A 21,740-nucleotide genomic window follows, 5' to 3' on the forward strand; every position below is an offset into this window, starting at 1 on the left:
AGTGCCATTTGCTATAATAAAACTATATAACAAGAGAGAGCTATAAATCCCTTTGTAACAAGTATTCCACTAATTAAAACTATCTTTTTTTACGCTTTTTACTACGTTCGCCCCAAAAAATCATAATGCTTTTAAGATATTGCTGAACTTTTCGGCAGTCTCTTTTTTCTTGTCCTTGGCAAGGTGGCTATATGTATCTAAGGTTGTTGTTATTTTAGAGTGTCCTAACCGCTCTTGTATCTCTTTAGGGTTTACATCGTTGTTCATTAACAAGCTGGCATGAGTATGGCGGAAACCATGCAGACCGATATTTGGAAGTCTTGCTGATTTCAAGTGAGAAGAAAGGCGAAACCTCTCACTTTCATAAATCAATCTTTGACCGTCATAAGAGAATACTACACTATCAGACAAACCTATAACTTTATTATGGTTATTTTGGTATTTACGCCAATTGGCTAAAATTTGTAAAGTGGCATTATCAAGCGAAATAATTCTATTACTTCCTTTAGTTTTGGGACTATCTTGCACTTCTCTGCTCTGCAAAGTTGTCTTTGTTACATTAACAAGTTTTTCGGAGAAGTCAATATCAGACCAATTCAAAGCCAAAGCCTCACCAATACGTAAACCAGTAGCCAATAATAGACGATATAAGGCATTATGTAGCTGGTTCTCTATACTTGGCTCTAACGATTCAAGATATTCTAAGAACATTTTCAGCTCTTTGTCATCAAAATACTTAATCTTACTTACAGTTCTTACCTTTAATTTAGGAGGAAAAACTTTAGTAGCTGGGTTGCTCTTTATTGCTCCTAGTTGCATGCCATAATCAAGAATACGTTTGATGATATTGAGCATTATCTTAAAATTTTTACCTTTACCTTTTTCACGCTTACCATTAACTATTACAGCCGTATTAGCATTTTTAGACCAATCGTTAACAATACTTTGTAATAATATCGGAGTTATTTTTGGTAAAACGTATGTCCCAAGAGCTGGTAAAATGTATACTTTTAGATAATTTTTCACTGAACGTACACTATTTGCTTTAACTGTCAGCTTATAACTTTCAAACCAACTCAAAGCCAAAGCCTCAAAGTTATCAAAGACGACTTTTTCTCTTGCAATTGTTGACCCGTTATTGATAAAATTATTTATAGATTGGCGTGCTTTAATCTCACACATTTTTCTACTATTGGCACTTACACTTGTTCGTACTTGCTTACCAGTCAGACTATCTACGCCTAAATAAACGTTAGTTCGGTACACCTTTGTACCGTCTTTTTTTATATATTCTTTAATATTCATATTTTCTTCCTTTCCATTTTTGTACTAATGTCAGGCAAGGCATGTACAAGGATTGAGAAATATTGTTATTAGAGCTTATACGATTAATTAGTTAACTGGTTTATTAGTTTATAAAGTTATGAAATTCTCAACTGATATAGTATTATTTACGGTAACAAGAGTAACAAAGTATTATAAAGATAGTTATATCAAGGGTTTATGCTGTTACCTTTCTCTATATTAAGAGTAAAAGTAAGGTATCAAGGGTAACAAGATAATTAGAGAGGAATCCCTAAACTAGAGCCAGTACCTGGAAATGCTGGTAGAATCTCTGCAAGAGTTTTGGGCAATGTACTATAAAACTCACTTACACTTGGGGAGAGGTTACTATTTATGGCATCCAACGTAAAATTTGTCTGCATACGCCTGATGACATTGGGAATATACTCTCCTTTTTCTACTAGATTCTTTGCTTTAGTCAGCACTCTACGTTCTTCTTCTTTTATATCCTCGCTAAGGATAAGATTATAGAGTGTATTTAAAAAATCTAATTTTATTTGAGATGTTTTATCATTATCTGCCATAATTACCTCCTATCAGCTTTTAACGTGATTCAGGTTTGCACGTATTGGGGTTAAGTAAAAAGTAGTAAATATTTACTTATGGAATTAGTGGAAAAAGGGGGAATTTATTATAAACGACTATTATTTTAATGATTCCGCAAGCGTTAGAGTTTTTCTATCAACTACTCTTATATCTTCATTTTCTAGCCGTACAATATAGCAATTGGTCAAACTCGTTGATTCGTCGCCAGTAACAATTGTGGCAGTCTGTCCGTCTGATAGTTTGATAACGTCGTCTTTTTTCATGGTGTAAATTCTTTCTATTTTTATAGTGGATATAAACCACTTTGATTATATTGAGGAGTTTGAAATACTCCGTCACGTATGATATGAATTAAAAAATATATTCATACCTTTGGTTTTCACAGATATGAACTTTCGTAAATTTCCGATAGTTGAGGTAAAGTAAAAAGTTACTTGTCCTAATTAGATTGTGGCAATAGTCGTAAAATGCGACCTCAGATAGTTATGAACAAAAATGTTTATTATTTAACTTTGATTCAAAAAAATGAAACAAAATTTTATTCTTTACTGGAGTAATGTTTTTTAAAATATTTATTTGAAACCACAGTGCCATTGGTAATATCGAGAACATCTCCTATATCCCCCATTGCATAAGTTCCACCAAAGCCTTGTCCAACGCTCAAAATACCGTTCATTATTCCCAATTTAATATTTCTTTTAGCTGTTGGATTTATACCGGTTAAAAGAATTTTTAATCTATCATCATACCAAGAAAGATAATTCTCTTTAAACGCTTGCTTAACCCAATCAGGTTGTTCATTTGTTTTACTAATTTCCCATACTTCGACTGATTTGTTTTTATATTTTGCTTCCATAAAATCATATAACTTCTTTCTTTGATATCATAATATTTTGGCTAGGTAAAACTAGCAAGGTTCTGACAAGGTTAATCACAAAAATGTGAGAAAGTATTCTGACATTTCTGGCGCCCTAAAAAAGGGTGTAACGAATCATTACTACCTAGCAAGGAGTCGCGAATCACGACCCCTTAATAACAACAACGAAATTTTCGTTTTTGCCACTTGTGGAAGAAAGCTATACCACTAAAATACTGTTAAGGGTGTAAAGATTTTAACGCCCTCAAAATTGTGGAGGTTATCAACACTAGACAAAGTCTATACCGACATCACGTCGGTCAGGGGTAACTTTGAGGTGTACCCATTCAAAACAAAAATGTTATAGCTCCGTAGTTACAAATACACAGCAAATTCTAGCAACATACAAAATTTACATGCTGTCAGTATCATACTGAACAAGCGTACCTAAAAGTACACTTGTTAATTGTTGGCAAATGTTGGCATGAAATTGACTTATCAGGGTATAATCCCAAAATTTATCTAGAGTTTATATACTAATATAAATCAAAATGCGATTCAGAATCTGGTTTAGCTAACAGTGGTTTGCCATTCTTGTCTATCAACGGTGTTATTCCACAACCGTCAGAATCTTTATTAACCACCATATATTGTACGCCAGTATTTTTATCAGTAATTATTTCTACACCGCTTAAAATACCTCCAGAAGTTCTTTCAAAGCGATCTTTTATCTCTTTTTTTGTTATCATTGTTATAATCATTCCTTTCCGCTTCGTTCCAAGACACAACACGAAATGAAAAAGTGTTGTACTATATTCACACCTCTTTTTCTCAAATCAAAGTCTCTTTGCCGATATATATTTATATAAAATTAGCTGAGCAAGTGATTTGTTTTATTAAAGATTCAAGTTACCTGTTGCAAAAAGAAGTAATAAGGCACCAACTATTCCAAAAATAACTCCAAGAATTCGTTGTTTAATAAAACTTACATTTCCTAAAAGCACTCTAACTAAAATAAACTGTCTACTAGCAAAAGTAAATAGAAGGCCAATACCCAATATAATACATGAGATAAGTGCTAATGGGTTATGACTAAAAATTTGAATAAGGTTATCTGATTCGTTCGTAATATTATCCACTTTATTTTCCTCTTTCGCGTGCGCTCAAGCGCTTTTTATTTTGCATTCCTAAAATTTAGGACTTGCTATATAGATTTGAACCTTAGCATTTCTTAGCATACTGGTATTGGACTGTTATAAGCAAGTATTTTATAAGTCTCCTGTAAGGAATTGCGCTCTTCCCCCAAAGAAACTCCAGTCTTCATCACTATTAACGGTCAAATTTATCATTATATCTTCTGGCCTTATTTCAAGTTTTTCATTCAATCTAGAAACCAATTCTTTATAAAAATTAACTTTTTGTTCCACAGTTCGTGGGCGAGTGACTAAACTAAAAACTATTACTTTATCTGTACGATTTACTCCCAAACCAGTATCAAGTATCTGCATTTCAAATATTTCATGTTGAGTTACAATTTGATAGCGGTCTCCCTCGGGTGCTTCAAAAGCTTCTAACATGACCCGATAAGAGATCTCAAGTATTTGCGTAATTTCATCAGTTGAATAGCTATCTTTAATCATATCAAGTTTCATTAATGGCATTTTTTCTCCTTTTATCCATTTTTAGTGAGTGGAAACACTTTAATTAAGCACTATAGTAATTCAGAATTTACTACTGGTTTTATTTTATCTAACTGTAAACCGTTATATTCAAACCAAGCAAATCCATTTCTATCTCGGCCTTTTTGAGAATCTAATAACTGATGAGTTTCATCATAACAACAAATCGCTGCCCTTGATAAAGACTGCTCAGTTTTACAACAAGGGCAAATAACTCTATTTCTCCTGTCTGTCACTCTTGCGATTAAGTTTTTGTTTCCCTTAAAAACAAGTCGTCCACCAATTGGAATATTTAAATAATCAAAAGTTCTGTTTGGACGTTGCCCAATTTTTCTTTCTTTAATTGGAATTATTTTTTTAATGATCTCTGAGTTATACTCACTAGGATGTATTAGCTCATTTTCAGAATTTATTGCTAGTAGCGAAAAAGCAGATTTAACTTGATTAAAACTAACCGTGAACCACTCCTTTTTATTTGATTGTCTTTTGTCTGTAAAGACATTATGAAGTAGTCTTTCAGCTTTTTGATAGTTCTCTAATCTGAAAGCAAAAAGTAATAGTGTAGGATTACTGTCTGGCATTCCTGTATTATTAAATTGCTTCAGGCGTTTATGTAAATTTTTGGTTTGCCCTATCTTTATCATCCCTGGGAATGATTTGTTTTCCAAAGCGTAAACATACCCTTTTTCAGACATTATTATTTTCCTCTCAAACTCTAAGCGCTCTAAAAGCGCTTTTTATGATTCTAAAATTTATGGGTACTAGATCTCTTTTACTATAAATCTATGCAAAGTATAATCAGTGCTATGCTGTATTCTCTTTATATATACTACCTCATAGTCTAATACCTCACCATGTATAAGATATTTGGGTGCCCTGCCAAGGAATGTTCTATAATTCCCTCTAGGTTCTTCAGTTAGGTCTAGCCAGTCTTCATCAGGAATACTTTCTATCGCTTCACGTAATTTCATGTTTATTAACTTTCTTTAGTTATAAGTTATAGTAGTTAAATAGATTAATAGTACTGCAATTAATGTCAACATGACTCTATTCTGAGCCCTTTGAGAACCAAAATTTAAAAGAGATAAAGCTAGATTTGATAATAAAATAAACAATGGACCTGATTGTATCAAAAAGAAACGGTTTACCGTCTTTATCCACTAATACAGTTATTCCAACTTGTTGAGAAAAGTGCTATTAACGATATATTGCACCCTAATTCTTTTTCAGCTATGATGTCAATCAACTGATTTATTTTTATGTTTTTTTGTAGCTTTTGACTTAATATATGACTTAGAAACAACAGATATAAACATAGCCATTATACCCAATCCAATTAGAGAATACACCATTGTAAATATTTTACCCAAAGGAGTGACGGGGTAAAAATCTCCATAACCTATTGTTGTCAATGTAATAAAGCTTAAATATAATGCGTCTAAAATACTCAATTTTTCTACAACAGAATAAAAACCAGTTCCAATTGCTAATATTGTGGCCATTATTATTAAAAGCGATCTAGTATCCTCTTCTTTTAGGATATACCTAAAAGATTCAAATAATTTTTCAATTGATAGTAGTAAAGACAGCATTTTAAATTCTCTTTTCTTTATATTTTTAACATTATATTCATTAAAACACTAAAGAGTTCTATATATCTTATTACAATAACCTTTAGAGCTTGTTAAGAAATGTTAAGGTTCACAGCTATATAGACTTTATCACTATTAAAGTTCTAATCTATTGCTCTTTTCATTTCATGAATAACTCTTCTTAATTTTGGTAAAGGCAATTCCATCAGGTCAGCAAACTGTTCTTGTGGTAGTCTGTAGTGTTCTCCAAGCATTCTCTCATACCCAGCTATAATTACAGCCTTTTCCATTTTTTCATCTAAGTGATCAATACTCTTTAAGTAGTCCGATAGTTTCATGTTGCTAGACCTTTCCTTGAATGGTTATATTTGTAAATATTCATTTAGAGAAATGCAAAGTTCACCACTATATATTATGTAACTTATTCCGATTATGTTATAATATTAGTGAGAGCTAATGACTCTCTGGGGCTCGCGAGATTGCGGGCGAACGTCCTTTTTAGGGCGTTTTTTTGTTATATGGGAACTTTTTGAAACCTTTCCCAATGTAGTCGGGATAACAAATTATCTTTTCTTCACAGCACTGGAAAGTCTGGTCTTTTTCGTTTAGTTTTCCGAATTTAAAAAGCGGATAACAGTACAAATCAGCCATCTCCAATATCCAATATGATTTTAGATTGTTCGATTTTTCTTCCCATTTTCCATTAAAGTAAACACCTTCAATAAAAGAAAACTTTGACTTATTAAGAAATCTTGTACCTTGGTCTATCATTTTCACGATATGTTTCAACAAAACTTTATCTTCTTTTTTACCCCTGGATTCCAATACTATCACAGCTTTCTTTTTGCCGATTTCATAAGAAAGTCTTTCAAAAATAAAAGTTAGTGAAAGCTCATAGGGGTTATAAGGGGTAGAATACTGTTTGATTAGTTCCAGCTTATTGATATGTGAAGAGAATAATTTTACATTCATATCAGACATAACTTGTCCTAATTCATTAATAAAAGTTTTGTGCTTATCTAAGCTATCAAAATTAAAGGCATTAGTTCTTCTACGAATTTCTGTAGAATGAAAGCAAACTCTCTTTTTATCCCCTTTATAATTAGCACATCCCTCTGACCAAAACTTATTTTTTATTCCCATAACCATATCTTGAGATTCTATAAAATGAGAGGTCTCCATTAAACAAGCAGTTACATTAAAATGAATATCATTAAGTTCACAGTTATCTTCAGTATTTGAGGATAGCTTTTTTTGTAAATATTTTAAACTAGGACTACCACTCTCATCTATAGCAACAATATAAGGAATATCCGCCTTAAGTTCTGATATATGCTTTGGTCTATTTCGCCAACTTCCCATATTACTTCTTTCTCTTTTTAGTATTTTTTTAATTTAAGAACTACATTTCTTTAACCCACCGACTCAAACCAGTACAGCTCATACAGCAACGCACACGCTTCGTCATAGGCGTTGTGATGGTAGCCGTAGAGGTCTAAGAAGTTGTATATATTTAATATGTCGCGTGTGATTATGTCGAAATGGCTGATGTCGAACATTTTGGTCATTCTTGGTCTTCGTCTAATTCTTGAATTTTTAGTAAATCCTTGCCGTATTCCAGCCATTTCTCTCTATTCTTGTTATTTAAGTTGTTGTTGATTTCTTCTAACTCTTTCGCGTTTATGTTTGTAGTACTAACTTTTTTATTATAAGTAATAAAAACATCATCACGAGTAAGTTTTTCTAGTTCATTACTCATATAAGCTAGGAAGTCCTTATTATCTCCCAAAGTTTCTATGTATCTTAAAGCTTCTTCTCCGCTAAGTTTTTCTTTACCAGCGTCTTTCAGAAAATTAGAAAGAATAGTAGGGAAATATGGATCGGCTATTTTCTTTATATCTCCAGAGGTAAACCCCATTACATTAGTTATAGAAGTGTCAAAAATATCTGCTAACGCTGACCATATCTCCTCACTGCGAGGGGAACTTGTACCTTTTTCAAATTTAGAGAGTTGGCTTTCATTAACTTTTATTCCTTTTTTCGCCAACAATTCTACCAAGTTGTTAAGTGTTAATTTCTGAGCTTTTCTAAACTCTTTTATTCTGTTTTTAGCCATGATTAGATGACCTCCTAACAAATATTTTAACAGTTTCTATAAAAAATGTAAATATTTTTTTCTAAAATAAACAAAAATCACTTGACTTTCGAAATTAGATAAATTATAATGAATTTGTTGAAATTAAACAAAAAGGAGAAATGAATGGAATTAACGCTAGAAATCAAAACAGCTCTTCGTAAAAAAAGAGCTGAGTTAGATTTGCCAAAACATGTTATTGCTGAAAAGTTAGGATTGACTCCATTAACTTATGGACGTATTGAAAGTAATAAGCAAAAATTTAATGTACAACCTACTACTTATCAGAAAATAACGCAATGGCTTGCTACTGATACAGAAGAAATCACTAACAACTAATCATCAAAGAGAACAATCGTCGATAGTTATGAGTAATTTCTATCTAACGAACGTACACAAGGTATTCACGTCCTTGTAAGTATCTTTCCTGATTTCACAGCCTAAGCATGGCTCTAAACTACTGTCCTAACATGACCGCAATGTCTTTAAACGAAGTAGAAATGAGGATAAATGAACTTACAATTAGTCAATCAAGAATTATTCAATGGTATTACCTGTGATGTTTGGCGTAACGATAATCATGAAATTTTCATGACAACTGAACAACTTGCTCAGTGTATTGGATATCAAACTAGATATGGTATTACAAAACTAGTACAGAAAAATAAGTATCTCAAAAACAGAGAATTTTCAGTTAGTGCCAAATTGGCACACGGTGACGGAAAGCAATACGATACTCGAGTATTTACGTTTGAGGGAATCAAAGAAATTCTTTTCCTTGCACCAAAGAGTGAAACGGCTCGAAAATTCCGTGAATGGACACGTAGCGTATTGAATGCTTATTTCAAAGGCGAATTAGTCAAAGCCAAAGAAATGGCGAAAGCTACTATCACACGTAGAGATTTGTCCACCGCCATTAAGGAAAGTCCACACTTTGAGCCGAACTATCACGTTATCTTTGCTAATATGCTGACGGCTCTGGTTACTAACGGCAAATATAAGAGTGTCCAAGGCATGAGAAAAGCGCTAGGACGTCCTAACGCAAAACTTAAACAAATGCTTGATAGCCCCGAAGAATTGCAATTACTGCAAACTTATGAATCGAGTATTACTAATTTACTAGATTTAGGTTTTGACCGACACCAAATCAAAGAATTTTTGACAAAAGAAAAATCCCTACCGCGACCAAACGAAAAGGATTAATACAAAATTAGCATGAGTCACGCACTAACGTGATTTCATGCTCTTATTTTACCATAATGAGAGGAATTTTCAACATGAATAAACCAGCAAACAAAGAAACTTATATCCTTGACGATTCAATCGCTTTCGAGCTTATGGACTTATTAAAAGCCAAAGCAAGGCACTTTATACAGCTTAATGAGTACGTTTATCGCTTGTTTGACGGTCAATCAGTTGTGACTTTCACAACTTTAGAAAATGACATTCAAGTAGAAATGGTTAAGGGGTAAGAAAATGGCAACAATAGACGAAAAATTGAACGTACGCACAGAAATCGAGCAAGCAATCGCAAAACAATGCAATTATATAGAATTTAACCCAGTATTTGAAGATTTATTTTTCTCTCTTAACTGGCTTGAAGAACGTGACGGTTTGAAATTAGAAAAATACGACATCTACCAAGCGCTAATGACAGCTTACAGCGTAGGATTTAATCGTGGTAAAAAAGCTCACAAACCTACAAAATGGCTTGAAAAAGAAACCGAAGAATTTGGAAATTATTGGCAACTTTATAACACTGTGAAAAATCAGGCTATAAAAGATATATCAGGCGGAAGCGTTGCAAGACAATGCCGTGAATTTAATGCTTTAGTCACTCGTAGAATGTACGAAGCAGGAATGGCAGAAGAAAAGAAAAATTGGACTTCTTGGGATAAGTAAGGAGGCACTCCATGAATGACGACACTCTAACAAACCTTGTGGCGCATGGCTTAGTTGATTCTGTGATTACTGACTTTAACCAGTACGCGAATAAGCTGTTAGAACTAAAGCGAGACCGCAAATTGCCTTATATTTCTAGGCAAGAAGTGATAAAAGAAATGGATATATCAGACGGCACACTTGATAATTGGGAAAAGCACGGATTGAATCGCTATAAACCAAGATACAAGACTTCACTTATTTACTATTTGATTGATGATATATGCAAATTCATCATCATAGATACTTAGCAGCTTGTCAGGCAAGGCAAATTTTATTAAAGGATTGAGAAAATGACAAATATTATTAGAGCTTGCCCTTATGTGGCTGGTATTGATAGCGTAGGGTTGCGAAGTTTGAAAGCCTATCATACGGAGCTGACAGACAAGCAGATTGAAAAATTAGACCCATTAAACGCAAATACAGGCACAGTTTATTATAACTTTAAAGTTCGTAAATATAAGCACGGTGTCCGATTTGAGGGCGAAAAAGAGGGCGGAGAGATTAGTCTCTTTGATGAGGTGGCGAAATGATAGAACACTATCAAGGCTACACGGCTATAAAACGGTACGGACGGAATAGTTTTAGACCGATAGGCAAACACCCATTTAAGATAATTTACAATGCACAAGCGGTTAAATATGACTTAATACAGCAGTTTGAAGTAAGTACAGGCATTATATTACCAAGTGGAGTGAAAAGCAGCTTATGCACGCAACCAGTGCCGATTTTAGGTAAGCAACTGGCTGCCATGAAATTACAGATAAAGGAAAATAAAAAATGACATTAAGAAAATTAAGTGATGAAGAAAAACAAGAAATTAAAGATTTAGATTTCAGTCACGAAGAAATGTATAAAATGCTGAAAGCTCAACCAGATATTGAAATAAAAAATATTACAATTGAAGCCTTATTTAAAGATGACGATTTACTCGCAGTAACACCGCAGTTTGATGACATCTCAAACCTTGAAACTGTCAATATCTTGCTGAATATATTAATTGCGGACGCAAGGCAAAGCACTGATATAGACGAGTTTATAAAGACTGTTATTTCTATATGGGGAACGTATGACGAAGCGGAGGGGAAATCATGAAACTAACTGACTTACAAAAATTAGACCAAAATATTATTAAATTTCTTGCTGAACATCGAGGAATTGACCGAGCTGTCAAAGGCAGAAATTTAGCACAAAACCTTAACATTGATTTTCGTACCTTACAAGGTCGCATTGAGTACCTCCACAAGCAAGGGTGCGCCATTGGCTCAATTGATAACGGTTATTTTATCCCAGTCAATGAGGAAGAACGCAGAGCTGGAATCATAAAAAAACAACGCACAGGCATAGCGATTAATAATGCAGTCAATGGCTACACCCTTGCAGAACTTGATTGGATTGACCAACTCTTTGAGGAGGACTGACTATTGACACCAAAAGAACAAGCCCTAAACTGTATTAGTCGCGGCTTTTCTGTTATCGCTGGTTATCCAGCAGGTAAAAGCGAGAGAGCTGTTATAAAAGGAACTTCAAGCGGAACACTTGACGAAATCACAGTAAGCGAATGGTTTGATGAAATACCGAACCGCAACATTATGATTAATCTTAGAAATAGCGGTTTGATTTGTATTGACTTAGACCAGCACCAAAACGGACAGAATGGCAGAGCTGTATTCAGTCGATTGTGGAATGAACACAGCGAGGGGGAAATATTAAGTACCTATGTTGAGAAAACTCCCACAGGAAACGGCTTGCATGTTTTCTTTAAAGTTCCGAAAGAGCTATTTAATCAGCCGATTGTCAGTGAACTAGCGGACGGCGTAGAGATAAAGACACACTTCACACCCATATATCCGAGCAAACGGACAGACGGCGATTATATGCCTTTGAATGATACAGAAACTAACAAGCCTTTAACTTTTGATAACCTTTGCGATTGTCCTGACTGGTTACTTGAAATGATACAGCGACCACAAAAAAGACAGAACCCAACGCTAGGCATTCGAACTTATGGCGCTGAAATGTGGGAGCTATTCAACCAAGGCGCACGAAAAGGGAATCGAAACAATGACACGAACCGTATTCTCCACTACTGGAGAAAAATCGGCATTGATAACAATCATTGCATGGACTTATTGCGAACCTTTAACAATCGAACCAGTCCGCCATTACCTGATGACGAGCTGGCGACCATTTGGAAAAGTGTATTCAAGATGAAATAGAAAGGAACTCATGACAGACCAACTAGAAAAACTTGTGGCAGAAACACCACAGGAAACAGTAAGAAGTCCGAAACCTAAAATAGAGGACTTCACAGATTATGGCGAAGACGGCAAGAAAGTCGTTAATATAGCAGGTTATCAGGAAAGCTTAAAAGACTGGCTGGAACAAGAAAAAGAAATCATCAATAGCCCTGACTATGTCAAAGCAAGCACTCAAACGCTTAGAGCAGTTAGAAAACTATTCTTTGAACACCGTAACTTATTTTTAAGCACACCTAAAGAGGACGGCAACGCACCCAAGTCATTAAGTCCCTTAGATACGGCTAGAATCATCTATAAAACGCTCAAAGTCATCAAATTAGACCACCAGAGCGGACTGTTAGGCGTTTATAACCCTGAACTAGGGATATATGAAACAAATGAAAACTTCTTTCATCGGCTCATTTACTGGCTAGAGCCGTCATACAGTCAGGCACGGTCAAAAGAAGTCTTGTTCAAACTTGAAACCTTAGCAGAGGTTAAACAACAAACCGCAGAAGCTCATCTTATCCCAGTTGCGAACGGTATTTTCAATAAGAAAACACAACAATTAGAGCCATTTAGTCCTAAGTACGTATTTACCTCAACGATTGCTACAAAGTACAATGCCAAGGCAAAAGTACCTCATATTAACGGCTGGAACGTAGACGACTGGTTACTTGATTTAATGAGTGGAGATAAAGAGCTTGTTAGCCTTTTATGGCAGATTATTTCCGCAAGTACCAACGGCAACTATTCCTATCGTAAAGGCGTGTGGCTAGTCGGTAAAGGAAACGACGGAAAAGGGACTTTTCAGAGCCTCATCATGAACTTAATCGGACGTGAGAACGTCGCAAGTGTCAAAGCAGAACAGTTTTCGGAACGGTTCGCCCTTTCCCAAGTCGTTGGGAAGACGTGCATTATTGGAGATGATAGTCAAGTCAGCTATTTAGACAATGCAGGGAACTATTTCAGCGTGGTTACTGGCGACCCAGTACCGATTGAAGCGAAAGGAAAGCAACCGACACTAGCCGTCTTTAATAAATTAGTCATTCAGTCCACTAACTTCTTACCTAAGTTCAGAAACAAGTCGAACGGAACTTATAGGCGTTTGCTTATTGTTCCCTTTAACAAGTCTTTCACGGCAGATAATGACGACTGGAAAATCAAAGATGATTATATTAAACGCAAAGACGTTTTAGAGTATGTCCTTAAAATTGCATTATCCCTCAACTTTGATAAGTTTGATGAACCGAAAGCTACACTAGGGCTATTAGATGATTTTAAAATATCTAATGACAATGTACTAGCCTTTGTAAATGATATGTTTGAGGAATTTGTAAGTGATTTTCTACCGACTGCTTTTCTAAGTGCCTTATATCGTGCATGGTGTGAAGATGAGGGAGTAAAGCCCTTTACTAAGCGAGAGTTTGAGAATAAACTACCTGACCATATTAAAGAAGAATGGGAAAAAACAAGTAAAAGACCTCATACAGCAGGCTTTAACAGAGCGATTGATTTACACCGAGCCGAGCAATACGAGCTTTTTAGACGGCTATTTCATTGGGACGAAGACAAACAAAAAAAGGTCACTAAAGGATATTTACGTAAGAAAAAGCGAAAATGATACCGTACTACGGTAACATGTTACCGATAGCGGTAACAACTTTAACCGCACGGTTAAGCCGTTTACGGAGAGTTGTTACCGTGTTACCGTACTTTTCCTACTTCGCTAGGAATTTATCAGAGGAAATAAAAACATGAGAAAAGCACGCTGTCCGACAAATTGAATTGTTGACAAATGTTGGCATAAAAAATACTACAAATCATCGCATAGAAAAATTGGAGATAATAAAATGAGCAACGAAATCACAGAACACTTGAACAAAGCAAAAGCACTTTTGATTGAAAAATATAGTAACAGCATTGATAATGAAGCCAGCCAAGAGGCACTAAAAAATATCAACAAAGATTTTGAAACTCTTGAAATCTATGCGGACGAACTGACAGAACCGCAAGAGTATGAACCACAGGAGACAGTAAAATCAATCATTGAGGAAATGCAACAACTGACCTTTGCACCTCATGAAATATCAGGCAATGACGTGCAAGTCTTTGCGGAATTACTGACGGATAGTATTGAGCGTTTGATTAAGGCATTAGGATTGAATGAAATGAGCCTTTCAGCAGAGAGTAAAAACAAACCGCATGAATTGGCACTCAAAGAACAGGTACAAGACTTATACTCGCTTAACGATTCAATGATTACTGCAGACCCTAACCATATTCCAAGATATACAGACGGAACGATTATTAAATTATCTGATTTAGTAGATATGAATGTACAAGCCTTAGACAATATCGCGGAACTCATCGGCTTTGAATTAGAAGAGTAAATAAAAAGACTGTCAGTTAGGACAGCCGTAAGGAGAATAAGATGTTAAATTTTAAACCACACTCTAACATTCAGCGATTGAGATTAGAGAATCAAAAGAAGCTGGATAAAATAGATAAGGCGCTTAATCAATCTGATCATACAAAGCGCCACGGATTCAGCTCTGTTTGGGGGAGGGATTCCAGTCAGGCATAACCGCTTATCAAAGTCTGATTGGGTGAGTATCAAGCAGACATTAAATCATGCTGCTCAATTACATCTAGAAGCTAAGCATTGCAATACAGTTGAACGTGAGGAATATATCCAGAAAGATATTGCGAAAGATTTAGATAAGATACTTAGAAACCTAGGGTTGTCATAGTACTCCTTTCGATATATCTATTATATCACGGAGGAAGCAATGTATATCAAGAAACCAAAGGCGAACTACTTGGGATTAAGTCATGAGCAATGGTTAAAGCTCAGGGACATCTTAGCTATCATCATGAGACATAAGTCACAGCCTTATCAATCTAATCTGATTATGTCAGCTCTTAATAAGATTGACGACAGAGAGCAACGCAATATCTTTGAATGCTACTACTTTAAACGTGAGGGGATTGTTTCTATTGCTAAGAGTAGAAGGCTAACGGAGCGAGTGGTTGGTCAGCTCCTCATACGAGCCGTACAGGCATTCATTGAACAGTACGACGATGGACACTTACTCTTAATGTTTAAAGATTCCGAACTAGAAAACGAAGAAAAAGAATAAATCTTATCTTTTCTGTCAAAACTACCCCCGGGTCTAAAATAATTGGGTCTATTTCCAAATTTACCACAGACCGGTTGGGGTCTTTTAACCAAAAATAAAGCTATTTTTTTGATAGGGGGGTGTTAACTGAAAACAAAAATACAAATAAACGGCTCTGTTAAGCTATTTATAGTGTTTTTGTTGAAAAATATGCTGAAAACGTTGAAAACACTCCAAAGTCAATAAAAATAACGATTGAGGAGATTTTGTAATTCTAAAAAATATAAGGGAAAAACCGCCCTAAAATGGTCAATATTGTTAAAATAACTGTTAAAAAACAGCTAAATGTTAACAAACTGAGAACAATTATTTAAAAATGAGGAGAACTAAAATGTTAGAAAACACACAAAAAATTTATCAATTAATTCTAGAGACAGAAAAGAAATTTAACGATGAAAAGGCGAAGCTGGTCAAAAGACGAGAAACGCTTCAGAAGAAAATTGATAGCAAGGTTCCTTTTTCAAGTGCAGCCAAAAAACGTGAAGCAAGATATGAAATCGAGGAAATTGATAGTTCACTCGAGGAGCTAGAACGAGATAAAAAACAAGCCGTCCTTGATTTAGAGGTATTGCCTCAGTTGAAAAAAGCTCATGATGAAGATAGTAAGACATGGGAAAGCTCAAATAATAAAAAAATCGATAAGCTTTTAAATGACCTTGATTCTAAAATTATTCCACTTATGAAAGCCGCGGAGGAAGAAACTAGTGAATACAGAAGTTCAGAACGTGAGCTTAGTAGCAACTTAGAAAATAAATTGAAAGAATATGATTTAGAACTTTTACCCTTACAATCTTATAAAGAAGCTCATGGAGAGCGGCATGTATCTGAAAGACTAAAAGGCATTCTTCGTGCTGTTCACAAAGATTTTGACCCAAGACTCATCGCGATGCGAGAAGTGCAAAAATATAACGCTGAGATGAATCAGTATCGTGAAGAATATCGTCAAAAGGAAATTGAAGAGACGGGAGCTTATCATGATGATGGGGGTGGTCTTATCATTCTAGAAGAAACTAAATATAGAGCATGGCTTCGTAAAGAATATGGAGAATAGACGAAAGAAAAATGATATAATAGGAGTGTACTTTTTAAATAAAAAAACCGCTGAGACAACTCTTGGCGGTTTTACTATAGCGTTATTTCATCCTTTCATATATAAAAAAACGACTTAAACATATTTCAAAAATTAAGAATCGCTCAACCACGGGAATCTCAAAATATTTTTTTACGTTCGTTTAAAAAAGTCAGCAAAATAAAAAGCCATATATCGTTGATATACAGCCCCTTGCCTGACAAAAATTTGTTCATTTTTTTAACGCTTTTTACTACGTTCGTGTTTTTTTACGCTTTTTACTACGTTTAAAAACATGTATATTGTGGTCTAATGGGTCATTTTTTATTGCATAATTGCATAAAATGCGTATAATACCCTCTATTTGGTTCTAATGGGTTGTCGTGGTATACTAAAACTATAACAAAGAAAGGACTTTTTATTATGAAATTTAAATTTAAAGGAATCAATTATTACGAGGACTCAGAAAACAATTATGTCGGTGCCACAAACACTTGCTCAATCGTCAAAGAATTCGCTGATTTCCAAGCAGCTATTGACTATGTTGCTGAACACAAAGGATTCTTGATTGCCGAAGACGGAAAAACTGCCTTCAACGTTTTGACAATTACTGAAAACAACTAAAATATTTAAATGGTCCAAAAAAATCACTGACAGGCTTTGTCAGTGATTTTTTTATATCAATTAATAAAGTTCTAAATAGTTATCAATTTCCCATTGCGATACGAATTGTGCATAGCTTGCCCATTCAATGCGTTTCGCTTCAACAAAGTTAACCAAAACGTGTTCTCCAAGCGCTTCAGTCACAATTGTATCTTCACGCAATGCTTTAACGGCATTATGCAAAGTAGATGGCAAATCTGTAATGCCATGTGCTTTACGCTCTTCTTCTGTCATTACGTAAATATTTGATTCGATTGCTTCTGGCGCTTCCAATTTATGTTCAACACCATCAAGACCAGCTGCCAATAGAACAGCCAATGCAAGATATGGATTTGCTGTTGGGTCAACCGCACGAAGTTCAACACGAGTTGACAAACCACGTGAAGCAGGTACGCGAATCAAAGGTGATCTGTTACGTCCAGCCCAAGCGACATAAACGGGTGCTTCATAACCAGGAACCAAACGTTTATATGAGTTAACAGTTGGGTTTGTAATTGCTGTAAAGTTATAAGCATGTTTCAAAAGTCCAGCAATAAAGCTATGTGCAACATCTGAAAGTCCCATATCTCCTGTTGGATCAGCAAAGGCATTGGCACCATCTTCTGTAAATAAAGACATGTTACAATGCATCCCAGAACCGTTGATTCCGTGAACTGGTTTTGCCATAAACGTTGCATGTAAACCATGTTTACGCGCAATTGTTTTAACAACAAGTTTAAAGATTTGAATATTATCACAAGCTTTCAAAGCGTTGGCATATTTAAAGTCAATTTCATGTTGACCGATTGCTACTTCGTGGTGAGAAGCTTCAACTTCAAAACCAAGGTCTGTCAATACATTTACGATTTCACGTCTTGTGTTTCCAGCAAGGTCAGTTGGTGCAAGGTCAAAATAACCACCTTTATCATTCACTTCAAGTGTTGGTTCATCATTTTCATTAAGTTTGAAAAGGAAGAACTCTGGTTCAGGTCCAAGGTTAAAGCTCTTGAAGCCTAATTTTTCCATTGATTTAAGATTACGTTTCAAGACACCACGTGGGTCTCCAGCAAAAGGTTCACCTTCTGGAGTGTAAACATCACAAATTACACCTGCCACTTTACCATACTCATCTCCCCAAGGAAAAACAATCCAAGTGTCAAGGTCTGGATAAAGATACATGTCTGATTCATTGATACGAACGAATCCTTCGATTGATGAACCGTCAAACATCATTTTGTTTTCAAACAATTTGTCCAATTGTTCATCTGTAGCTGGAACTTCAACGTTTTTAAGTGTTCCAAGAATGTCTGTAAACATCAAACGCAAGAATTTAATATCCTTTTCTTTGACGTCGCGACGAATGTCTGCTGCTGTGATTGTCATGCTTTACTCTCCTAGTTAAATTTTCGCTGTAAACTTAGTTGACAAATAAAGTAAACTAAACTTACATCCGCGGTTGGGTAAAATGAGTGGGATCAGGAGTTCCGAATCTACCTTGTTGGGCAAATTCGCGTTCAAGTGCATGGTGGACTTCTCCGATAGATAAAGTTTGAGCCTTCTTAGCATCCCTTTTGGCATAAATTTCTTTGATATCTGCAATATTATTACCTTCTTGCAATAAGTCAGCAATATCAAATAGAGCATCTATGTCATTGAGCGAATACATGCGACGATTACCGTCACTTCGCTCCGGGAAAATAAGCTCTTGCTCTTCGTAATAACGAATCTGCCTTGCGCTTAGGTCAGTGAGTTTCATGACAGTTCCTATTGGAAGTACTGCCATAGAGCGTCTTAATTCACGTTCTTTCACCAATTCTCGCCTCCATGCCTTTCATTATAGACCTTGTTATTAGCAAAGTCAAGTTTTAATGTGAGATTTTCTCACATCGGTTTATTTTATTTGAAATATTTTATACAATTTCATCCAATAATCTTTGACAACCCGTCTTAACAAGTTGATAAGTTTCTTGGAAATCGCCCGTGAACCATGGATCTGGAACACCTTGTTCTAAAAGCATCGCGATTTTTTGACGCGTTCCTTCTGGTGCCATTTTTCTAAGATTTTCTAAATTAGATTCATCCATTGCGATAATTTTATCAAATTCATAAAAATCTTCACTACTGATTTTTTGACTTCCCTTGTGAAGATCAAAAGCAATCTTTTGTTCTTTTAGTTTTGTTTGGGTTCCAGAATGAATTGGATTTCCATGCTCCCAAGAAGAAGTTGCTCGACTTTCAATCAAAAACTTTGATTCATTCCCTGCCTTTTCAACTAAATCTTTCATGACAAATTCTGCCATTGGGCTACGACAAATATTTCCTAAACAGACAAAAACAATCTTTTCCATGACTTCCTTACTTTATATCATTTATAAATTAACTAATTTTGAGCATTTATTCTATTATACCCTATTTCACAAGATATTACTGACAGAATTCTAAAATGAAAAAGTCTGCCAAAATTTGACAAACTTTTTTACTGACAGACGAACTAATCTTTCTGCTTAATTTTTTCCTTTTTTTCCTCCAATTTTTTATAAATTTTATTGTTATCTACCAAAACTTTACTTTCATTATTTTTAAAAGAATTTTGGAGTTGTTCAACCTCCCGAAAAATATCACTTTTAGGTTGAGGGGCAGGTGTAATTACTGACATAAGTTCTCCTTATCTTTCATTCGACTTATCTCTTAATCGGAAACAATTATTAGAAAATATATAAACCAAATAATGTAGTATTCTTTCGCATTAATTCCCTTTCACTAAAAAAATACATCCATATAACCGATTTCTTTTGCCGCTTCATCAAAATTTGTCACCAAAGTCAGTCCTTTTTCGGACAATAGATAAGCTTGGTCACAGAAATGTTCAATTTCCTTGAGATTGTGTGAGGTTAATAAAACAATTTTTTCTTGAGCGATTTTTTTCACTTCTTCATAAACTAGGGCTTTTTTGGAAACGTCAAGCCCACTGAATAGCTCGTCAATGATTAAAATATCACAGTCGATAGAAAATGATAAAATTGTCGCAAAAAGCTCTTTCATTCCTAAAGAAAATTGGCCAATTCTCTTTTTCGCAAATTTATCTGCACCAAAAGTAAGACTTAACTCTCTTGCTCTATCCTGTTCACTATTTTTCAAAATTTTAAAATAATCATGCATTTTTAAACTTTCTTCAAAAGATTCTACATCGGGAAGATAAGCGACACGCCCATTTTCTATTTCTCCTGAAAGAATGCCGAAAAGTGTACTTTTCCCAATCCCATTTCGTCCAATCAGACCGTACAAACCATTTTCAGAAATCTCAAAATTAAGCGGAGCAATGTCTGGTATCTTTAAATTTTTTATTTTTAATATCATGAGATTCTCCTTGTTTTTTGATTTTTAATAATGAAGACAGAAATGAGCAAAAATAATACACTTAAAGAAAGTAGATAGCCAGCCCCGATTAATATAGAATATTTCCCAAAAAGAGCACTAGGATTTCCAAAAAGTTTTAGAGGTTCAAGATAAGAAAGTGGCACAAAACGTCTAATTGAAATTATCCAAGAAACATTTCCTATCATCGAATATCCCATGACAAATAGAGCTATAACCCCAACAACAACCATACTCCGTTTTACAAAAACAGAAATCAAGGCACCTAATGAAGCCAAGAAAAAGATGACAAAAAACAGATAGAGGATACTTCCTAAATCCAAAATTCCATTTGGAATTGTGAGATTAGTCAAAGTAAATCCTGTTTTCAAATCCGAATTGCCAAGATAGGCGGGATAATTCCATGCTCCAAAACCATTCACCACCCCAATTACCAGAAAATAAATGATACTAGAAATAATAATCCAAGCAAAGGTCGCTAAAGTTCCAGATAAAACTTTTATTATTAAATTTTTCTGCAAATCAATTCCCGCAAATCGATAAAATCTGTTTTCTTTTGATTCATAACTAGTGGCGACAAGGATTGAAACCATGGAAGCAAATAAGACAATGAATAGACTACTCGTTAAAATTGGAATGAACTGCTGATGAAAATTTCCAAAAGCATGAGATTGCATGGTAGGAATTACTTCAAAATCTAACTTTCTCTCTTGAACTGTCTTGATATACTTAATTTCTGCTTTCAGGAATTTATCTTGACCAGATGATGATTGGTTACCATATTGTTTAAGGAGTAATTGGTCAACTTCTTTTTGTAAACGATAATATCCATTAATATCATTGGCATTTATAACTGCGATTTGTTTTTGATAAATGTTATCTTCTTGCAGATAGTAATTTAACGAATCATTCAGATCAGCAAGCTCTGCTTTCACTTTTGTCGTTTTTAGAATATCTTTAGTATTTTTGATGTTATCCTGAACTGATTTTTCAGTAGTCTGGACCTCTTGAAGGAGTGTTGTAGTATTATCGCCAACAATATCGCTAAACGAAATTGTTGTATAAATACTGTAAACAACAATTAGAGAAGAAATCAAAGCTAATAAGTACCTGTTTCTTTTGTTTAGAATAAACTTTTTT

Annotated in this window: 34 protein-coding genes; 15 read left to right on the plus strand and 19 right to left on the minus strand. The window is 34.8% G+C overall.

The window, feature by feature from the left end:
• Positions 1 to 120 precede the first annotated feature (120 nt).
• The 13 genes from LDP15_RS07125 to LDP15_RS07185 form a co-directional block, all read right to left on the minus strand.
• A complete protein-coding gene (locus tag LDP15_RS07125) occupies positions 121 to 1,305 on the minus strand; it encodes a site-specific integrase (protein WP_119723796.1) in 1,185 nt (394 codons plus the stop codon).
• A 257-nt stretch (positions 1,306 to 1,562) separates the two neighbouring features.
• Positions 1,563 to 1,868, minus strand: a complete 306-nt coding sequence (locus LDP15_RS07130; RefSeq protein WP_012898670.1) for a bacteriocin immunity protein — start codon at positions 1,866 to 1,868, stop codon at positions 1,563 to 1,565.
• A 120-nt stretch (positions 1,869 to 1,988) separates the two neighbouring features.
• Complete coding sequence (locus LDP15_RS07135; RefSeq protein ID WP_023190160.1) at positions 1,989 to 2,153, minus strand: hypothetical protein; 165 nt, start codon at positions 2,151 to 2,153, stop codon at positions 1,989 to 1,991.
• Between the two features lie 275 nt (positions 2,154 to 2,428).
• Positions 2,429 to 2,746: a hypothetical protein gene (locus LDP15_RS07140; RefSeq protein ID WP_119723797.1), complete on the minus strand. Its 318-nt coding sequence runs from the start codon at positions 2,744 to 2,746 to the stop codon at positions 2,429 to 2,431.
• 536 nt (positions 2,747 to 3,282) lie between these two features.
• Positions 3,283 to 3,507, minus strand: a complete 225-nt coding sequence (locus LDP15_RS07145) for a DUF6440 family protein (protein ID WP_010905058.1) — start codon at positions 3,505 to 3,507, stop codon at positions 3,283 to 3,285.
• Between the two features lie 135 nt (positions 3,508 to 3,642).
• The gene (locus tag LDP15_RS07150; protein ID WP_010905057.1) at positions 3,643 to 3,885 is read right to left on the minus strand and encodes a hypothetical protein; all 243 of its coding nucleotides are present in this window, start codon (positions 3,883 to 3,885) and stop codon (positions 3,643 to 3,645) included.
• A gap of 129 nt (positions 3,886 to 4,014) precedes the next feature.
• A complete protein-coding gene (locus LDP15_RS07155) occupies positions 4,015 to 4,407 on the minus strand; it encodes a tautomerase family protein (RefSeq protein WP_023190162.1) in 393 nt (130 codons plus the stop codon).
• Positions 4,408 to 4,457: 50 nt separating this feature from the next.
• Positions 4,458 to 5,120, minus strand: coding sequence for a GIY-YIG nuclease family protein (locus LDP15_RS07160; RefSeq protein ID WP_195928038.1), 663 nt, complete (start codon positions 5,118 to 5,120; stop codon positions 4,458 to 4,460).
• 66 nt (positions 5,121 to 5,186) lie between these two features.
• Complete coding sequence (locus LDP15_RS07165) at positions 5,187 to 5,396, minus strand: hypothetical protein (protein ID WP_032944136.1); 210 nt, start codon at positions 5,394 to 5,396, stop codon at positions 5,187 to 5,189.
• 267 nt (positions 5,397 to 5,663) lie between these two features.
• Positions 5,664 to 6,017 (minus strand): potassium channel family protein, encoded by a 354-nt coding sequence (locus LDP15_RS07170; protein WP_058223882.1) that lies wholly within the window; start codon positions 6,015 to 6,017, stop codon positions 5,664 to 5,666.
• A gap of 143 nt (positions 6,018 to 6,160) precedes the next feature.
• Positions 6,161 to 6,355, minus strand: a complete 195-nt coding sequence (locus LDP15_RS07175; RefSeq protein ID WP_195928039.1) for a hypothetical protein — start codon at positions 6,353 to 6,355, stop codon at positions 6,161 to 6,163.
• Between the two features lie 160 nt (positions 6,356 to 6,515).
• Positions 6,516 to 7,379, minus strand: a complete 864-nt coding sequence (locus LDP15_RS07180) for a hypothetical protein (RefSeq protein WP_195928040.1) — start codon at positions 7,377 to 7,379, stop codon at positions 6,516 to 6,518.
• Positions 7,380 to 7,581: 202 nt separating this feature from the next.
• Entirely contained in the window at positions 7,582 to 8,133 is a 552-nt protein-coding gene (locus LDP15_RS07185; RefSeq protein WP_195928041.1) for a helix-turn-helix domain-containing protein, read from the minus strand.
• A gap of 144 nt (positions 8,134 to 8,277) precedes the next feature.
• On the opposite strand from LDP15_RS07185, the gene LDP15_RS07190 reads away from it, so the two are divergent.
• The 15 genes from LDP15_RS07190 (at position 8,278) to LDP15_RS07260 (ending at position 17,207) form a co-directional block, all read left to right on the plus strand.
• Positions 8,278 to 8,490 (plus strand): helix-turn-helix transcriptional regulator, encoded by a 213-nt coding sequence (locus LDP15_RS07190; RefSeq protein ID WP_195928042.1) that lies wholly within the window; start codon positions 8,278 to 8,280, stop codon positions 8,488 to 8,490.
• A 171-nt stretch (positions 8,491 to 8,661) separates the two neighbouring features.
• On the plus strand, positions 8,662 to 9,354 hold the full coding sequence (locus tag LDP15_RS07195; RefSeq protein ID WP_012898679.1) for a Bro-N domain-containing protein: 693 nt from the start codon (positions 8,662 to 8,664) through the stop codon (positions 9,352 to 9,354).
• Positions 9,355 to 9,428: 74 nt separating this feature from the next.
• The gene (locus LDP15_RS07200) at positions 9,429 to 9,623 is read left to right on the plus strand and encodes a DUF1655 domain-containing protein (RefSeq protein ID WP_195928043.1); all 195 of its coding nucleotides are present in this window, start codon (positions 9,429 to 9,431) and stop codon (positions 9,621 to 9,623) included.
• A gap of 4 nt (positions 9,624 to 9,627) precedes the next feature.
• Positions 9,628 to 10,053 (plus strand): hypothetical protein, encoded by a 426-nt coding sequence (locus LDP15_RS07205; protein WP_195928044.1) that lies wholly within the window; start codon positions 9,628 to 9,630, stop codon positions 10,051 to 10,053.
• An 11-nt stretch (positions 10,054 to 10,064) separates the two neighbouring features.
• The gene (locus LDP15_RS07210; protein WP_195928045.1) at positions 10,065 to 10,343 is read left to right on the plus strand and encodes a hypothetical protein; all 279 of its coding nucleotides are present in this window, start codon (positions 10,065 to 10,067) and stop codon (positions 10,341 to 10,343) included.
• A 42-nt stretch (positions 10,344 to 10,385) separates the two neighbouring features.
• Positions 10,386 to 10,625 carry a hypothetical protein gene (locus LDP15_RS07215; RefSeq protein ID WP_225513530.1) on the plus strand — a complete coding sequence of 80 codons (240 nt, stop codon included), beginning with the start codon at positions 10,386 to 10,388 and terminating at the stop codon, positions 10,623 to 10,625.
• On the plus strand, positions 10,622 to 10,876 hold the full coding sequence (locus LDP15_RS07220) for a hypothetical protein (RefSeq protein ID WP_195928047.1): 255 nt from the start codon (positions 10,622 to 10,624) through the stop codon (positions 10,874 to 10,876). Before LDP15_RS07215 ends, LDP15_RS07220 begins: the two co-directional genes overlap by 4 nt.
• Positions 10,873 to 11,187: a hypothetical protein gene (locus LDP15_RS07225; protein ID WP_195928048.1), complete on the plus strand. Its 315-nt coding sequence runs from the start codon at positions 10,873 to 10,875 to the stop codon at positions 11,185 to 11,187. The genes LDP15_RS07220 and LDP15_RS07225 overlap by 4 nt, the downstream gene beginning before the upstream one ends.
• Positions 11,184 to 11,513: a hypothetical protein gene (locus tag LDP15_RS07230; protein WP_195928049.1), complete on the plus strand. Its 330-nt coding sequence runs from the start codon at positions 11,184 to 11,186 to the stop codon at positions 11,511 to 11,513. The genes LDP15_RS07225 and LDP15_RS07230 overlap by 4 nt, the downstream gene beginning before the upstream one ends.
• A gap of 3 nt (positions 11,514 to 11,516) precedes the next feature.
• Positions 11,517 to 12,311, plus strand: a complete 795-nt coding sequence (locus LDP15_RS07235) for a bifunctional DNA primase/polymerase (RefSeq protein ID WP_225513531.1) — start codon at positions 11,517 to 11,519, stop codon at positions 12,309 to 12,311.
• Positions 12,312 to 12,321: 10 nt separating this feature from the next.
• Positions 12,322 to 13,956, plus strand: coding sequence for a phage/plasmid primase, P4 family (locus LDP15_RS07240; protein WP_225513532.1), 1,635 nt, complete (start codon positions 12,322 to 12,324; stop codon positions 13,954 to 13,956).
• 229 nt (positions 13,957 to 14,185) lie between these two features.
• On the plus strand, positions 14,186 to 14,725 hold the full coding sequence (locus tag LDP15_RS07245) for a hypothetical protein (protein ID WP_195928052.1): 540 nt from the start codon (positions 14,186 to 14,188) through the stop codon (positions 14,723 to 14,725).
• Positions 14,726 to 15,208: 483 nt separating this feature from the next.
• Positions 15,209 to 15,475: a hypothetical protein gene (locus LDP15_RS07250; RefSeq protein WP_195928054.1), complete on the plus strand. Its 267-nt coding sequence runs from the start codon at positions 15,209 to 15,211 to the stop codon at positions 15,473 to 15,475.
• Between the two features lie 370 nt (positions 15,476 to 15,845).
• Positions 15,846 to 16,565, plus strand: coding sequence for a hypothetical protein (locus tag LDP15_RS07255; RefSeq protein WP_195928055.1), 720 nt, complete (start codon positions 15,846 to 15,848; stop codon positions 16,563 to 16,565).
• Positions 16,566 to 17,006: 441 nt separating this feature from the next.
• Positions 17,007 to 17,207, plus strand: a complete 201-nt coding sequence (locus LDP15_RS07260; RefSeq protein ID WP_003131983.1) for a hypothetical protein — start codon at positions 17,007 to 17,009, stop codon at positions 17,205 to 17,207.
• Between the two features lie 60 nt (positions 17,208 to 17,267).
• On the opposite strand, the gene glnA is transcribed toward LDP15_RS07260, so the two are convergent.
• From glnA to LDP15_RS07290, 6 genes are all read right to left on the minus strand, one after another.
• The gene (gene glnA, locus LDP15_RS07265) at positions 17,268 to 18,608 is read right to left on the minus strand and encodes a type I glutamate--ammonia ligase (protein WP_003131984.1); all 1,341 of its coding nucleotides are present in this window, start codon (positions 18,606 to 18,608) and stop codon (positions 17,268 to 17,270) included.
• Positions 18,609 to 18,669: 61 nt separating this feature from the next.
• Complete coding sequence (locus tag LDP15_RS07270) at positions 18,670 to 19,035, minus strand: MerR family transcriptional regulator (protein WP_003131985.1); 366 nt, start codon at positions 19,033 to 19,035, stop codon at positions 18,670 to 18,672.
• A gap of 100 nt (positions 19,036 to 19,135) precedes the next feature.
• Positions 19,136 to 19,573 (minus strand): low molecular weight protein-tyrosine-phosphatase, encoded by a 438-nt coding sequence (locus LDP15_RS07275; protein ID WP_015427213.1) that lies wholly within the window; start codon positions 19,571 to 19,573, stop codon positions 19,136 to 19,138.
• 143 nt (positions 19,574 to 19,716) lie between these two features.
• Positions 19,717 to 19,881 carry a hypothetical protein gene (locus tag LDP15_RS07280; protein ID WP_021467656.1) on the minus strand — a complete coding sequence of 55 codons (165 nt, stop codon included), beginning with the start codon at positions 19,879 to 19,881 and terminating at the stop codon, positions 19,717 to 19,719.
• 104 nt (positions 19,882 to 19,985) lie between these two features.
• Positions 19,986 to 20,582: an AAA family ATPase gene (locus LDP15_RS07285; RefSeq protein WP_015427214.1), complete on the minus strand. Its 597-nt coding sequence runs from the start codon at positions 20,580 to 20,582 to the stop codon at positions 19,986 to 19,988.
• Entirely contained in the window at positions 20,579 to 21,697 is a 1,119-nt protein-coding gene (locus LDP15_RS07290; protein WP_225513533.1) for an ABC transporter permease, read from the minus strand. The genes LDP15_RS07285 and LDP15_RS07290 overlap by 4 nt, the downstream gene beginning before the upstream one ends.
• Positions 21,698 to 21,740 lie beyond the last annotated feature (43 nt).

This window comes from Lactococcus sp. SK2-659, assembly GCF_020218185.2.
In the GTDB taxonomy this organism is placed as follows: Bacteria; Bacillota; Bacilli; order Lactobacillales; family Streptococcaceae; genus Lactococcus; species Lactococcus lactis.